We start from the raw sequence: 14207 nt of genomic DNA on the forward strand, positions 1-14207 counted from the left end.
ATCCGCTTCTATTTGTTTTTAGAGGAAATGAGGATAGAGAGAATGACACTATTTAAAGATAAAGAACTATTTCATGTAATTCAATCCGTCGTGCAGGCTGTGAACATGACGGTCAAGATAAAACAAGATGATTCAGGTATTAATATGAGCTATAACTTTATTGGGGATTATGTAGGATTTGATGCGAAACGATTAGTAGAGGCAAGAAATGAACTAATGCTTCCAACTTCACTTGAAATTTATGTCAAAACAATGACCCTTCATGAGCTAGGTCATGCAGTGGATCGACAAGCATTACAGGCGTCACTTCCACGTACAATTGAAATCTTTACGATGAAAAAGCAACACGCATTAAAAGAAATATATCGTCAGGAACAACTACTAGCCATGCTGATTGAAGAACATGAAATGAATATTCAATTTGAGCAAACGGCTTGGGAAAATGCATGGATGCTTAACCATACACATCACTTAGTTCCTGAAAAGGACTTTGACTATATCAAACAGCATAGCCTAGCGACCTATCAGCGTTTATATGAGCAAGATTTACAAGCTTATCACCATCTTTTGAACCAGCAGATGGTGCAATTAGTTTAGCTAGAAATAATCATTTCATACCGTCGCGGGAATAGATCAAACCAAATAGGGCAATGTAATACTACTTGGAGGTGATCATTTTGACAAAGGGCAAGCAATATAAACGTCAGTCAGAGTTGGCGGAATTAGCGACAGATTTAAGTCCAGATGATTTAGATGTGCGCGAAGAAAATGCTTTAACACAAGAGCAAAAGAAAAATTCGAGCGAAGGAAATCGTTCAAAAAAATCTGCCACACGCAAATCGCAATCATAACGTAAACACCACAATCATTTCCGATTGTGGTGTTATTTTATCTATTGCCACTTTTACATAGAACTGTACTACTGAGCGTTGATTTAATGTTACAATTTATAGAATGAATGAAAGGGGCTGGAATAAATGATTTTATTTATCGTATTTGTTGGAGTTGTCGTTGTCATAGGCATCGTCAGTAATGCAAATAAAAATCACAGCAAATCAAATGAGCACAATCACCATATCCATTCCACTAACGAATTTTCAACAAATGATGCATATCTTTCCTCCCAGGACAGCCAACAGTGTGCTGATTCTAGTGCTACTACGAGTGACTCATCCTGTGGCTCTGGTGGGGAATGAAGGTGGCCCATTCTGAATTATGGAGATATTGCTAGTAAATTGGCGAGGATTCAAAGTAATCGAACTAAGAGCAAATTTTTTATAACGTGCTCAAAAGCGGAGGAGGTCTGTTTTGCACGATCTCTTCCGAAGTACATATGTAAAATTTCATCACCTCATAATTAACAACTACTGTGAACTGTTCTTTAAGATATAGCGAAAATGAAGCAACAGGCGTAAGATAGAGGAATAGATAGAGAGAATTTGGAGGTAGTAGTTGATATGATTCGATTCGAAAATGATTATGCAGAAGGTGCCCATCCACAAATTTTGCAGCGGTTAGTGGCTACAAATGAAGAACAATCTCCAGGGTATGGTATGGATGAGCATTCCGAAAAAGCAAGAGCCTATATAAAAAAAGCGATTGCAGCGGAGCAGGCAGACATTCACTTTTTAGTTGGTGGTACACAAACGAATACAACCGTGATAGCATCTATTTTGCGTCCTCATCAGGGTGTCATTGCTGCGAGTACAGGACATATTGCGGTGCATGAAACAGGAGCTATTGAGGCAACGGGTCATAAGGTACTGACATTACCTAGCGATGATGGCAAACTAACTGCGGCACAGGTGAAAGCCTCCTATGATGCGCACTGGCTGGATAGCACTCATGAGCATATGGTGCAGCCAGGCTTAGTGTACATATCACACCCTACAGAAAATGGCACGACCTATAGTAAGGCAGAATTAACAGCCTTACGTGAAGTTTGCCGAGACTGTGACTTACCACTGTTTATAGATGGTGCTCGTTTAGGCTATGGTCTAGTGGCACAAGACAGTGATTTATCTCTCGCTGACATGGCTCAGCTTTGTGATGTATTTTATATTGGTGGTACTAAAATGGGTGCATTGTTTGGAGAAGCAGTCATCATCGTGAATCCTGCGTACCAAAAAGATTTCCGCTACATGATTAAGCAAAGAGGAGGGCTACTTGCCAAAGGTCGATTATTAGGCATTCAGTTCGAAACGCTATTTGAAGATACGCTCTATATGGATATTTCGCATCATGCGGTAGATATGGCAATGCTTATACGACAGGCATTTCTCGATAAAGGCTTCGCAATGCGCTATGATTCAAAAACAAATCAGCAATTTCCAATTTTACCAAACCATCTACTTCCAACGTTAGAAGAAAAATATTCCTTCTCCATTTGGGAAGCATACGATGATACCCATACGGTTGTGCGCTTTTGCACAAGCTGGGCTACGACCAAAGAAAATGTGGATCGTTTAATAGACGACATCTACCGTTTAATATAATCAATCAAGCTGCACCTTCCGTCAAAGGGTGCAGTTTTTTCCTATTATTCCCTAACTCTTGCTATACTATAGATAACAGGAAAGGTGGAAGCGAATGACTAAATACGTAGCACTTTTAAGAGGTATTAATGTAGGTGGGCACAATAAATTAAAAATGGCTGAATTGAGAGACGCGCTGCAACCACTGGGGCTCCAAAACATTCGGACATATATTCAAAGTGGCAATATCCTGTTTGAATCGAGTGAATCAGAAGAATTTTTGCAACAGCAAATTCAAGAGACCATCCAAAGTACCTTCACTATCACGAGTACAGTAATTATCCGTACAGCTGAAGAATTCCGCTCTATTGTGAACAATTGTCCTTTCTCAGAACAAGACTTAGCAGATGCAAGTGCTACAGCTACAGGGGAAAGTCTCCATGTTGCACTACTTTCAACAGTTCCAACTGAAGAGAACGGAGCTAAGTTATTACAATATGTAAGTGAAAAAGAGCGCTGCATTATCAAGGGGAGAGATGTCTATCTGTTATTTCACGATAGCATTCGCAATGCCAAGCTTAGTCAACAACTGCCTAAGCTAGAGGTGCCCGCTACAGCTCGCAATTGGAAAACGATGATGAAGCTTGCGACAATGATTGGTGAGTAGGGAAACTCATCTTTTCTATAAGGAGGCGTGTTTGAATGCGACGGGATCAAGTAGGTTATTTTATTTATCCTTTTTTGTACTTCATTGTTAGAACAATGAATCAATGGAGGAAGCATGAGCCGATTGCATGGGGAGAAAATGTGACGATGATGGTCATCACAATGGTCATCATCTATTTCTTTGTTTGGATGTGGAATTGGTCCAAAAAGCCGTATCAATGGAGAAAGAAGAATAATAAAGAAACATAAAGCAAGAGAGCAAATTTCATTATTGAAATGATGATCTCTTTTTTTTACTTAAACTTTTCAGGTTTGGTGGCTTTAATAGAGGCAATTTCTCCACATTGGGTACAGACAGTGAAAATAAGGGGTGAACCTGAGGAAAAGATGGTATTCACGGGTCTTAAAGCAGCATAGCCATCTAATTTCCCTTCAGAAAAAGATTGACTGCCACAGGCTTTACAACTATATGTATTTGTTTCCATAGTCTCACCTCGTAATGTAAGTTTAAGGAAATTATAGCATAGAAAAAACTACAGCGATATGCATCACTGTAGCTCAGAATTGGTTGATACCCCTTGAGGTTTTCTAAAGTATTATAGCATAACAACTTATTCATTGTATAGATGAAGGAAAATATATAAATGTTGCGACTTCATTTGACTTTATCGAATTGGCTATTTGAACGAATAGATTGGGTGTTTCCTGATTCGTGCTATCTTTATAAATGCCAAGAAGATATCAAAATAAATCCCTTTACTACCATCTTGCAGTGTATACTCTTTTCCTGAAAATATGCTATTTAACTGCGTTATGAACATAGAGAATGTTTAATGAATCATGTATGCCCTCTTCATGATCTTTGTAAAATTAGCAAGTTTACAGTAGAGCTATAAAAATGCTAAGTGGATATTAGTTTAAAAATAAATAGTTTAATGTTAAACTATTTTACGTCAGGAGAGCTGATTTGCTCTTTTTCGTGTAATTTGAAGGAGGAATTGAAGATGAATCGAGTAAAAAATAAAGTGGCATTAGTGACAGGTGGAGCTTCTGGTATTGGTTTATCAGCAGCTAGCTTGTTAGCAAAAGAGGGCGCAAAAGTAGTCATTGCTGATTTTAATGTAGAGGGTGCTAAAGAAGCAGCAGCAACTTTAGTCAATAATGGGTATGAGGCAGCAGCCGTTTTCCTTGATGCAGGGGATGCTTCCTCCATTGAAGCGGCCGTGAACTTCACTGTAGAACGATACGGCTCATTAACGGTGCTCTTTAATAATGTTGGTCTAACTAACCTGAAGAAAGATTTAGATATATTAAATATTGATTTAGATGAGTGGGACCGCTTAGTCAATGTGAATTTAAAATCCATATTACTAGGAAGTCGTTTTGCCATTCCACATATGCAAAAAGCGGGCGGGGGCTCAATTATTAATACGGCTTCTATGGCTGCATTCGCCAGTGACCAAATACGTACAGCCTATGGGGCAACAAAAGCAGGTGTGGTGAATATGACGAGAAACATTGCCACACAATTTGGGAAGGATCATATCCGTTGTAATGCGGTTGCACCAGGTCTTATATTAACACCTGCCGCGAAAAACAATATGCCAGAAGAAATGCTGGCCATTTATGCGAAATTTAATGCGCTACCATATCATGGGGAAGCGGATGATATTGGTCATGCAGTTGTATTTTTAGCCTCTGACGAATCAAAATTTATGACGGGCCAAACACTGCAAATTGAAGGCGGACATTACCTCGCTAACCCAACCATCGCTGATACTAATAACTGGCTAGCATCTTTATAGTTAATAAATAAAAGAGGTTGTCTTAAAATAGACAACCTCTTTATTATTTGGCACAAGCTTAGCTACATTTGAGGAGCTTCCAACCCAAACTGAGCCCATTCCTCTTTCGCTGGACCATAAATACCTGGAACAGTTAAACCAGCCTGACGCATCAGAACCGTCATTTGACCGCGATGATGACTTTGATGCTGTAGTAAAAATAATAACAGGGAACCATTGGGCATTTGTTGACCAATAAATTCAATCGTTTCAGTCATTGTCTTGTCAGTCCATTGCGATTGTATCGCTTCCACAAAGGCTTCACTCGCTTGGTGATAGCCATCTGCAATGAACTGAGCAGAAGTAGGAACTGGAAAATCCTTTGCTGGGGCTTCAAACGCTAAATTCGAATTCGAGGTAATAATTCGAATTGCAGTAACCGTGTGCCAAGCAACCCGTCCTAAAGTCCAGTTTTCGGGAGTGATTGCCTGATGTAGCGATTCATCTGTAAGGTGATTAAGTAATTTTTGCGTAGCAGCGGCTTCAAATGCCCAAGACTGTAAAAAATGATCGATTGTTTGAAACATGAAATCCCTCCAAAAATAGCCTATGATGTCTTATTTTCCTATGCTCCTAAAAGAAAAGCAAGATAAAGTACTGCATAAAGGGGAAGGGCAATAGAGAGCAGGAGGTACATGCTCCATTCACCAATCGATAATTTTCGTTGCCACCTCGTTAATTTTAGCTGTCGACAATAGATCATACTAGCAAGTAAAAAAATTAATAAAGTAAAATCCTTTAAGTTATCTAAAAAGATGTTCAGAATATCAACTCCTTTAGGCATTTGCAATATATGTGTCAACAAGACGTTCAATGACCATAAGCTGAGCCAACATAAAAAGTGCGTCTCTATCTAACATAGAAACGCACTTCGATTTATTCGTCTCGAATGACAATAAAAACGCCACTAAAAATTAATAGGGAGCCTATCCAAAAGGAAAGCCCAATCGTCTCTCCCAATAAGAGCCAGCCTAAAAATGTGCCAACAATTGGTTGAAAGAAGAAAAATAAGCCGCCACTAGACGCATTCATTAGTTGAAGCCCTTTATTCCACAATAAAAAACCACCAGCTGTTGAGATAATGCCTAAGTAAAGCAAGCCCCCTGAAATGGTCGGTTGTAAAACACTTGCCAGATCTAAATTCTTTAGCCTTGGAAGGACAAAAGGGGTCAATAACATCACGGCAATCATAGATGTATAGGTTGTGACAACAATTTGTGAGTAATGGCTTGGTACCTTTTTGACGAATACCGACATCAATGCCCACGTTAAGGCAGCAAGCAGTAAATAGAGTCCACCTAATTGCTGTGTCACATCGATTTGACCATTGCCTACAACGATCCCGACACCAATCGTGGCAAGAGCGATAGACAAGCATTTTTTCAGCGTAATGCTTTCTTTTAAAATCAAACGGGCGAAGACAACCATAAAAGCAGGGGTTGTAGCAGTAATAATTGCCCCCATCTGCGCGGTGGATAGCATTGTGCCCATTTCCTGTGTCACAATTGAAATCGTGTTCCCAATAAGGCCAACAAGAAAAATGATCAGCCAATCTTTTTTAGCTATTTTCCAGGATTGCCTCATCATGATTCCAATGATCCCGAGTGCAATCACCGCGATCAAATATCGCATCCAAACAAGCTCTAATGGTGGCACAACCTCCACCACTACTTTAACAACTACATACATGGCACCCCAAATACTCGCAGCAAGCGATAAAAAGATAGCACCGATTATTAGATTTCTCATGTTTTTTTCCTCCGTTTTCATAGATACCTATGCCCTTAACGGAGAAAAAGCGCTTCTACCGTTAAGGAAGAAGAAGTGCTGGTACGTCCTGTTCAAATAATGGAGCAAACATCATAATAATCCCACCATCCTCAAGTCATTTTTTATTAGTATAATAGAATACAAATCGTTTTCATAGGGAGATTTCATGAAAGCAAAAAGAGGGGGATGAAAATGGTAATACTTCAATACGAGATGGAAGAGAAGGATTTGCCAACCATAAAGGAGGTCTATCAATCTGTAGGGTGGATGAAACATGATGAACAGATTATCAAACAAGTTTTCGATGCAAGCACACATCAAGTTTTCGCCGTGGTTGATGGAAAAATAGTGGGCTTTGCTAGAGCTTTGTCAGATGGCGTATTTAATGCCGCCATTTACGATGTGGTTGTGCATCAAGCCTATCAAGGCACAGGGATTGCTCGTTTACTTCTGGAGGATATGATCGCACAGTTAAGGGAGGTATCCTGCATTCAGTTAATCGCCACAACAGGGAATGAACCGTTTTATGCAAAAATGGGCTTTAGAAAATTGAAAACAGGTATGGCCATCTATAAAAATCAGCAACTAGCTCAAGAATATCTGGATTAAAGGAAATGGTCGGAAACCCACAAATGGTTTCCGACCTTACAATTTTATTTCATTATAATTAGACTGGATGAAATAGCTGTTAGTGGATACCTGCTTATAGTGCCCTACATTCCACTCATTCAGGTTGATTAAATCCTTAAGGAATTTGGGGACAGGGCAATTCCAATCTACATTTGCTATTGTTAGAGGGAAATTATCCTCAGCCGGATTAGGTGTATGGATATTAACTGAATCCAAACCAGCATCCTCCTCTACAAACTCCATCCATATTTGATAAGGTTTTCCGAATGTCGAGAGCCTTTCTGATAAGCGGTTATATAGGGCTATATGTGCTTTGATGTGCTCTCTTCTTATCTTTAAACCATCATTGCCGTACCCGTAAAAATCAAGGTGAGTGTGCCACAAATTAAACCAACCTTCTTCGTCAAAGTCTACAATAGATAGCTCTGTGGTTGTTTGTCGCCATAAGTTACGGAAATAACGCCTTTTCCCACGAAATTTTTTCAAATTACTGTTCCTCCATTTAAAAAGCTGTTCCTTTCATTGCGTTGCCTTTTATTAAAATAAAGGCTTTGGCAATCCACTAAGATGCGCGATAACAGAGATTTGCCCAATATGGTAAGCTTCATGTGAGTAAACATGATGAAACAACCAGTTACGTGTAGGGACGGAAGGTGGCGTCCAACCATCGGAAAACTTCGGCACCTCGACTATTTCATTGAGCTGCGATTCGTCTAATGTATGTAGAATGTCATCCGTATAATTTCTAATTTGAATATAGCTATCTAGTATTTCCTTAGGCGAACAATCATCGTGAAGGTTTAATATACAAGGATTTTTAAGTCCAATTTCATTCACCCAATAGTCTTCGCTACTTGATAAATGAGAAATAATCCATGCTACATTATTTGGATAAAACTCAGATGTCTTAAACCAAAACGTCTCATCAAGTGTGCTTAGGTAAGGTATTAACGTTTTCCTAAGATCATTACGATATGGATATAGCACATCTATACATCCTTTCATTTATTAATAGGTTTATTGTATAGGAACAAGCACGGGATAGGAAATGAATCCTTTTTTCTTCGGTTGAAGGAGGTCTGGAATATTAAAAAAATCACCTAGAGGAAGGTGATTAAATCGGATTGACTTTAAGTTCTCTTAGAATTAAAAGAACGCCCATTCCATACACAATAGAAATGGCTAAAGGTACAAGTGTGAAGGCTTGATCGACAAAGAAGCCACCTAAAATCAGAGCAGAAAAGCAGACGCCTAGAGTCACAAATAAATAAGCCTTACTTTTATAAATCCATATGTATGGCAGAAAATGAGAGCCTGCAAGTAAACCAATTGTAAAGGGAAGATATTCAGGTATATTCATATACACAATGATAAATACAGGTATGTAAAAAGCTTGAGGAGCGGCAACGATTCCTCCTAACGTCCCTAAAGGATTGCCAGTAGCGTTTAAATTAATCCCAAGAATTTTACTAATACCTAAACCGATAGGGAAAATGGCACCTAGGCCAAATATCCAACTTAAACGAACTGCTTCGATTGGCAAAACTAAGGGCATTAGAGTAAAAAGTAAAAAGACAACCGCACCAGAAAGTAAAATGGGAAATCCCTTTTTTACTTCAACGATCATTTCCTTTTGTAAATCTTCCAGTGTTTTATCCATCAACGCACCATCCTTCATGAAATAAATAGAATATAACCTATAATATACCAGTATATTTCTATTTTTACCACAGATGATTTTAAATGGAATTTTTAAGAAAAGTTTGCGATCCATTGCCTAAAAAATTCTTGAAGACCAAGATTATTATTAAAAAGGAAGGAATAGCAGAGAGCCGAAACTTTTGCTCACTCTATGGCATTCATGTGGAAGCTGCCACAGGTATATCCAATCGGGCTTTTACCTGTTATTTTTTAAATATAAATGTTTTTAATCAAGAGTACATATTTAGAAAAGCTACCTTCATATTGAATATGCCATTTTCAATATAAAGGTAGGATAAAAAAATTAATATTTGACTTTAGTGATAATAGGGGTTTCAACTCTACTATTCAATTTTTGGAATAGCCAGATAGCAAGGAATAAAGCCATGCTTACAGTACCAAAACCGACCCAATTCAAATTTAGGACAGAGGTATGACTGATGACAAACCCGCCTAATGCAGACCCCAGTGCAAAACCGAATTGGATAAAGGAGGTATTTATGCTTAGGGCAATGTCTGGATTTCGAGGTACTAGTGTAACAAGGAGGAGCTGCTGGGCAGGAGAAATACTCCAAGTTGCTACCATAAAAATCATTAAAATCAAGATCAATACAAAGAGATTGATACCAGCTAGTGCGAATAAGAGGAGCGTTACTGCTTGTAACAGCAATCCAAAACAAATGGTAAAACGCGAACCCTTTGCATCAGCCAATTGCCCGCCCACTTTTGAGCCAAGAAAGCTACAGATGCCAGCTAAAAATAGAATGCCACTAATTTCGGTCATAGAAAGAGGGGATGTGGCTTGCAAGAAAGGCGTAATATAAGTAAATAGGGTAGCGTAGCCACCGACATAAAATAAAGTAATCGTCAGGGCAGTTAGAATTTTTGAATCTTTTAAAATCGAAAGCTGCGACCTGAGTGTAACAGCTTCTTCCTCCTTGATAACTGGAATTTTTTTATAGATGATAAGCAGTGGAAGAATAGTTAATAAACCGATCAACATAAATAAAACTCTCCATCCAAATATTTCGCTAAAAAATGTGCCAATTGGAACACCCAGCACGAGCGAACTGCTTAGTCCCATCAAAATGATGCCGATAGCACGGCCTCTTCGTTCTTTTTCAACTAATCGAGTAGCTACTGCCATGGCTACCACTGTAGCAATTCCTCCGCTAACCCCTTGAATAATTCGTATCCCTAGTGCGTACTCAAAAGAAGAGGCGATAAACATGAATCCGTTACTAATAATGAACACACTAACGGTAGCCATAAGCAACTTTTTGCGATCCACATTGATCGTGAGCGCAATGAGAATTGGAGCGAAAATGGCTGCTGCTAGGGCAAATAAAGTCACTAATAACCCAGCTTCTGAAATCGTTACTCCAAAGTCGACGGCAATCATTTCAATAACGCCTGTAATAATGTACTCAACGGTTCCGATTAGAAAAACAATGAGTGATAAAACATAGATAATCAGCTTATTTTTCAACTCAATTCACGCTTCCTTCAGCTATTTATAATAGGTATTTGTATCTCCATTAATTGGACGTTTTGGGTTGTAGATAATGGTAAATAGATTTCTCTACCTGGTTCGTTTTCCTTGACTTGATAGTTATTTTCTACAATCCAGTTAGCTAAATCAACACAGGCTGTACAAGCAAAGTTAGAATCTGAACGAAAGGTCATTGTGGCCATCATTGGCTCAGGAGGAAGAGTCCGTAGTTGAAATGTATCAGGGAGTGATGAAAGCTCCTTGGTTAAAAAATAACCGACTTCAAATTCGAACTCGTCTTCTTTCTCCTCTATTTCTTTCCATAAAACAACCTGAGGACTTTGAGCTAATTGGCGCATTTCCTTTGTTAGTAATTGATTAAATGTACGAAACAGATCTGGAATATCTTCTTCTCTCCCGCGTGCTTTCAAAGAAAGGAATTGCTGAGCATCCACTGCCTTGATGCGGATTTCTTGATCTGATTCCACCTGACCCTCTCGTTCTAAAAGTTGCATACGTTCTTCAATTCGTGCAAGCTTGGCCTGTTCCGTCTGGATAATATGTTGAATCTCACTTTTTTTCAGCTTAAACATCCCTTGTATATCTTTTAACGAAATATCTTCGTGGAGCAAACGTATAATTTGTGGCAAGGTAAACCCCAATTCCTTATAGAGAAAGATCCGATTGAGCTCTAGTAGCTGGTCTGCTGAATAGTATCGGTAGCAAGTATCATGGTCCACCTTTCTCGGCTTTAATATGCCAATCTGATCATAATAGCGCAATGTTTTTAAGGATACTTTGCTTAGCCTAGAAAATTCACTGATTTTAAACAAAATATCACCTCCAATCTAATAACTTAATGCAAGTATACAGTTTCCTGTGCAGGGGAAAGTCAAATGCTTTTTAAATAACCTTACTACAATCTAATGTAGTAAGGAGCTTGTGAATATTTCAATGAATGTTAAATATACAAATAACAATAATAATATAATTAAAAACAATTATTATTTATTGTTAATCAATAAATTTAGTGTTAAATTTATAGTGTCATTAAATAAGTGAGGTGCTTTCAATGAATGTTAAACCAGGTTTAACATCTTTTTTAAAGGTAATAATTCTTCTGGCTGGGATGGCCATTCTTGCCCTATGTATATTTTTTGTACCTCCTATGGCTCATTTCGCATCGAGTTTGTATCCGAATTTTTACCCAATGAATTATCTCATTTTCATTGTGATGTATGGATCGGCTGTACCTTTTTACATTGCTCTCTATCAGGCTTTTAATCTTTTACGGTACATTGATGCGAATACAGCGTTCTCGGAATTATCTGTAAAAGCGTTAAAGTACATAAAGTGGTGTGCAATAATAATCACTGGCTTGCACCTATTAGCTTCACCACTTTTTCATTTTATAACAAACAAAATGGATCCTCCTTTTGGAATAGTGGGACTCCTCATCATTTTTGTCTCACTAGTTATCGCCATTTTTGCGACTGTCCTCCAGCGGCTTCTACAAGAAGTGACGAATATAAAATTAGAAAATGATTTAACGGTCTGAGATGGATGATATGGTGATATTAGCCAAACGAAAACTGCGCATAGAAGAGATGGAGAACCTATCAGTTAGAATTCGGTATCCTATGGAAGTTTAATAGTAACGCAAGAAAATTTCTAAATAGATATGTAGTTTAATCTTTTAAGGGGGCTGATCCACTTTTATTCTACTTTTGCTATACTTTATGAAATTGAATAGTATAGGAGGCAATAAAAGTGGATTGGAAGATAAAAAAATTTGATGAATTAACAGTAAAAGAACTATATGAGATACTGAAGGTTCGTGCGGAAGTTTTTGTGGTAGAGCAAGAATGTGTCTATCAGGATCTAGATTCAAAAGACGAAAATGCTTATCATTTATTTGGTGAAGACCAAGGAGAGGTAGTTGGGTATTTAAGAATTCTACCCAAAGGAATAGCATATCAAGAAGCAGCAATCGGAAGAGTGTTAACAAAGCAAACATACAGAAAAAAGGGATTGTCTCTGGAAATGGTTAAAAGAGCAATTGATTATATTCTAGATGATATTGGAGAAGACGCAATCCGCATTTCTGCGCAGGCATATTTGCTAAAATTCTATGAGGGCTTCGGATTTGAAAAGACATCAGAAGTATATTTAGAAGATGGAATAGAACATGTAGAAATGCTATATAAAAGGCTGTAATTATCAGACACCTTGCATTTAAAATGAGGGATAGCCCTCAAATAGCAGGATAGAATTCAAAAAGTGGAGGATAAAACTGAAAAAGTAGCGGATAGAACACTCAAAGTGAAGGATAGCCCTCAAATAGCAGGATAGAATTCAAAAAGTGGAGGATAAAACTGAAAAAGTAGCGGATAGAATGCTCAAAGTGGAGGATAGCCCTCGAATAGCAGGATAGAATTCTAAAAGTGGAGGATAAAACTGAAGGAGTAGCGGATAGAACGCTCAAAGTGGAGGATAGCCCTCAAATAGCAGGATAGAATTCTAAAAGTGGAGGATAATACTGAAAAAGTAGCGGATAGAACGCTCAAAGTGAGGGATAGCCCTCAAATAGCAGGATAGAATTCTAAAAGTGGAGGATAAAACTAAAAAAGTAGCGGATAGAACGCTTAAAGTGGAGGATAACCCTCAAATAGCAGGATAGAATTCTAAAAGTGGAGGATAAAACTGAAAAAGTAGCGGATAGAACGCTCAAAGTGAGGGATAGCCCTCGAATAGCAGGATAGAATTCTAAAAGTGGAGGATAACACTGAAAAAGTAGCGGATAGAACGCTTAAAGTGGAGGATAGCCCTCAAGTAGGAGGATAGAATTCTAAAAGACGATAAAATAGCAGATTAACAAATTGTAAAAATTGAGCGCTATCCGAGCAGAAGGATAAGCGCTTTATTTTTTTCTTGAACTTTTAAGCCCATAAACTAGTATTTAACCTTCAACCCTAGTAATGAAGCAAAACCTATGGCTTGTTCAGTAGAGACTTCACACCCATTTAAACTTTCTGGAGTTACTTGAAGTCTTTTAAATTTACATGTACTGATGTCTATTCCTTTTAAGGAAGTTTGGGAGAAATCCACATCATTTAGATCACTTTCTTGAAACGCCACCTTATTAAGTAAACAATCATAAAAATTCGCACCTTGCAGGGAGGTGCTATCAAATAGCACTTGTTTAAAGCGCACTTCGGGGAAATTACATAAGTTTGCAAGGCAATTTTCAAATGAAACATTGCCGAGGTTTGCTTCAGTTAAATTCAACCCTAATAATTTACAGTTTTTGAAGACCACTCTATGAATGATGCCTTCACTTAAGTTAGTGTTAGATAAATCACAGTTTTCAAAAATGACGTCCGTTAAATCAATTTTTTGAAAGGTACAATCGATGAATGTGACATTTTTAAAGATAACATTAGAGACGATTAATCGTTCAATATCCTCGTGAGCAATGACCGTATCCGTAATCTTGCAATTTGTTAAATAGGGTTCCTCCTCATAAAAAATATCCTGAAAATTTGCTTTGTCAAGATTCGGGGATATTTTTGGTGATATAAGTTGGAAATTGTATGACATATTAGCACACCCTTCAAATATAAATAAAAG

At 38.0% G+C, this 14207-nt stretch carries 20 protein-coding genes; 10 read left to right on the forward strand and 10 right to left on the reverse strand.

The window, feature by feature from the left end; translation table 11 throughout:
- Positions 1-42: 42 nt before the first annotated feature.
- From LBYS11_RS09625 to LBYS11_RS09645, 6 genes are all read left to right on the forward strand, one after another.
- Positions 43-597 carry an integrase gene (locus tag LBYS11_RS09625; protein WP_103117970.1) on the forward strand — a complete coding sequence of 185 codons (555 nt, stop codon included), beginning with the start codon at positions 43-45 and terminating at the stop codon, positions 595-597.
- A gap of 71 nt (positions 598-668) precedes the next feature.
- Positions 669-851 (forward strand): hypothetical protein, encoded by a 183-nt coding sequence (locus LBYS11_RS23220; protein WP_227744851.1) that lies wholly within the window; start codon positions 669-671, stop codon positions 849-851.
- A gap of 126 nt (positions 852-977) precedes the next feature.
- A complete protein-coding gene (locus LBYS11_RS09630) occupies positions 978-1196 on the forward strand; it encodes a hypothetical protein (RefSeq protein ID WP_054549407.1) in 219 nt (72 codons plus the stop codon).
- 261 nt (positions 1197-1457) lie between these two features.
- A complete protein-coding gene (locus LBYS11_RS09635) occupies positions 1458-2495 on the forward strand; it encodes a threonine aldolase family protein (protein ID WP_103117971.1) in 1038 nt (345 codons plus the stop codon).
- A 94-nt stretch (positions 2496-2589) separates the two neighbouring features.
- Positions 2590-3141, forward strand: coding sequence for a DUF1697 domain-containing protein (locus LBYS11_RS09640; RefSeq protein WP_103117972.1), 552 nt, complete (start codon positions 2590-2592; stop codon positions 3139-3141).
- Positions 3142-3176: 35 nt separating this feature from the next.
- Entirely contained in the window at positions 3177-3389 is a 213-nt protein-coding gene (locus LBYS11_RS09645) for a hypothetical protein (RefSeq protein WP_048393837.1), read from the forward strand.
- Positions 3390-3433: 44 nt separating this feature from the next.
- Here the strand turns inward: LBYS11_RS09645 and LBYS11_RS09650 are convergent, their stop codons facing one another.
- A complete protein-coding gene (locus LBYS11_RS09650; RefSeq protein WP_048393836.1) occupies positions 3434-3625 on the reverse strand; it encodes a hypothetical protein in 192 nt (63 codons plus the stop codon).
- A 519-nt stretch (positions 3626-4144) separates the two neighbouring features.
- Here LBYS11_RS09650 and LBYS11_RS09660 point away from each other — a divergent pair.
- Positions 4145-4945, forward strand: coding sequence for an SDR family NAD(P)-dependent oxidoreductase (locus tag LBYS11_RS09660; protein ID WP_048393834.1), 801 nt, complete (start codon positions 4145-4147; stop codon positions 4943-4945).
- Between the two features lie 62 nt (positions 4946-5007).
- On the opposite strand, the gene LBYS11_RS09665 is transcribed toward LBYS11_RS09660, so the two are convergent.
- From LBYS11_RS09665 to LBYS11_RS09675, 3 genes are all read right to left on the reverse strand, one after another.
- Positions 5008-5511: a DinB family protein gene (locus tag LBYS11_RS09665; protein ID WP_048393832.1), complete on the reverse strand. Its 504-nt coding sequence runs from the start codon at positions 5509-5511 to the stop codon at positions 5008-5010.
- 38 nt (positions 5512-5549) lie between these two features.
- A complete protein-coding gene (locus tag LBYS11_RS23570; protein ID WP_103119075.1) occupies positions 5550-5768 on the reverse strand; it encodes a hypothetical protein in 219 nt (72 codons plus the stop codon).
- A gap of 92 nt (positions 5769-5860) precedes the next feature.
- On the reverse strand, positions 5861-6733 hold the full coding sequence (locus LBYS11_RS09675) for a DMT family transporter (protein ID WP_103117973.1): 873 nt from the start codon (positions 6731-6733) through the stop codon (positions 5861-5863).
- 213 nt (positions 6734-6946) lie between these two features.
- On the opposite strand from LBYS11_RS09675, the gene LBYS11_RS09680 reads away from it, so the two are divergent.
- Positions 6947-7363 carry a GNAT family N-acetyltransferase gene (locus LBYS11_RS09680; protein WP_048393829.1) on the forward strand — a complete coding sequence of 139 codons (417 nt, stop codon included), beginning with the start codon at positions 6947-6949 and terminating at the stop codon, positions 7361-7363.
- Positions 7364-7399: 36 nt separating this feature from the next.
- Here LBYS11_RS09680 and LBYS11_RS09685 read toward each other — a convergent pair whose 3' ends face one another.
- From LBYS11_RS09685 to LBYS11_RS09705, 5 genes are all read right to left on the reverse strand, one after another.
- Positions 7400-7870 (reverse strand): hypothetical protein, encoded by a 471-nt coding sequence (locus LBYS11_RS09685; RefSeq protein WP_054549403.1) that lies wholly within the window; start codon positions 7868-7870, stop codon positions 7400-7402.
- 51 nt (positions 7871-7921) lie between these two features.
- The gene (locus LBYS11_RS09690) at positions 7922-8371 is read right to left on the reverse strand and encodes a DinB family protein (RefSeq protein WP_103117974.1); all 450 of its coding nucleotides are present in this window, start codon (positions 8369-8371) and stop codon (positions 7922-7924) included.
- 127 nt (positions 8372-8498) lie between these two features.
- The gene (locus tag LBYS11_RS09695; protein ID WP_048393824.1) at positions 8499-9044 is read right to left on the reverse strand and encodes a DUF7010 family protein; all 546 of its coding nucleotides are present in this window, start codon (positions 9042-9044) and stop codon (positions 8499-8501) included.
- Between the two features lie 345 nt (positions 9045-9389).
- Positions 9390-10574: an MFS transporter gene (locus tag LBYS11_RS09700; protein ID WP_103117975.1), complete on the reverse strand. Its 1185-nt coding sequence runs from the start codon at positions 10572-10574 to the stop codon at positions 9390-9392.
- A 17-nt stretch (positions 10575-10591) separates the two neighbouring features.
- Complete coding sequence (locus tag LBYS11_RS09705) at positions 10592-11410, reverse strand: MerR family transcriptional regulator (protein ID WP_066038467.1); 819 nt, start codon at positions 11408-11410, stop codon at positions 10592-10594.
- Positions 11411-11649: 239 nt separating this feature from the next.
- On the opposite strand from LBYS11_RS09705, the gene LBYS11_RS09710 reads away from it, so the two are divergent.
- Both LBYS11_RS09710 and LBYS11_RS09715 read left to right on the forward strand, forming a co-directional pair.
- Positions 11650-12135 carry a DUF2975 domain-containing protein gene (locus LBYS11_RS09710; protein WP_103117976.1) on the forward strand — a complete coding sequence of 162 codons (486 nt, stop codon included), beginning with the start codon at positions 11650-11652 and terminating at the stop codon, positions 12133-12135.
- Positions 12136-12347: 212 nt separating this feature from the next.
- Entirely contained in the window at positions 12348-12794 is a 447-nt protein-coding gene (locus LBYS11_RS09715) for a GNAT family N-acetyltransferase (RefSeq protein WP_103117977.1), read from the forward strand.
- Positions 12795-13529: 735 nt separating this feature from the next.
- On the opposite strand, the gene LBYS11_RS09720 is transcribed toward LBYS11_RS09715, so the two are convergent.
- Positions 13530-14177, reverse strand: coding sequence for a pentapeptide repeat-containing protein (locus LBYS11_RS09720; RefSeq protein ID WP_103117978.1), 648 nt, complete (start codon positions 14175-14177; stop codon positions 13530-13532).
- Positions 14178-14207: the final 30 nt, after the last annotated feature.

Source organism: Lysinibacillus sp. YS11, from assembly GCF_002896375.1.
In the GTDB taxonomy this organism is placed as follows: Bacteria; Bacillota; Bacilli; order Bacillales_A; family Planococcaceae; genus Lysinibacillus; species Lysinibacillus capsici.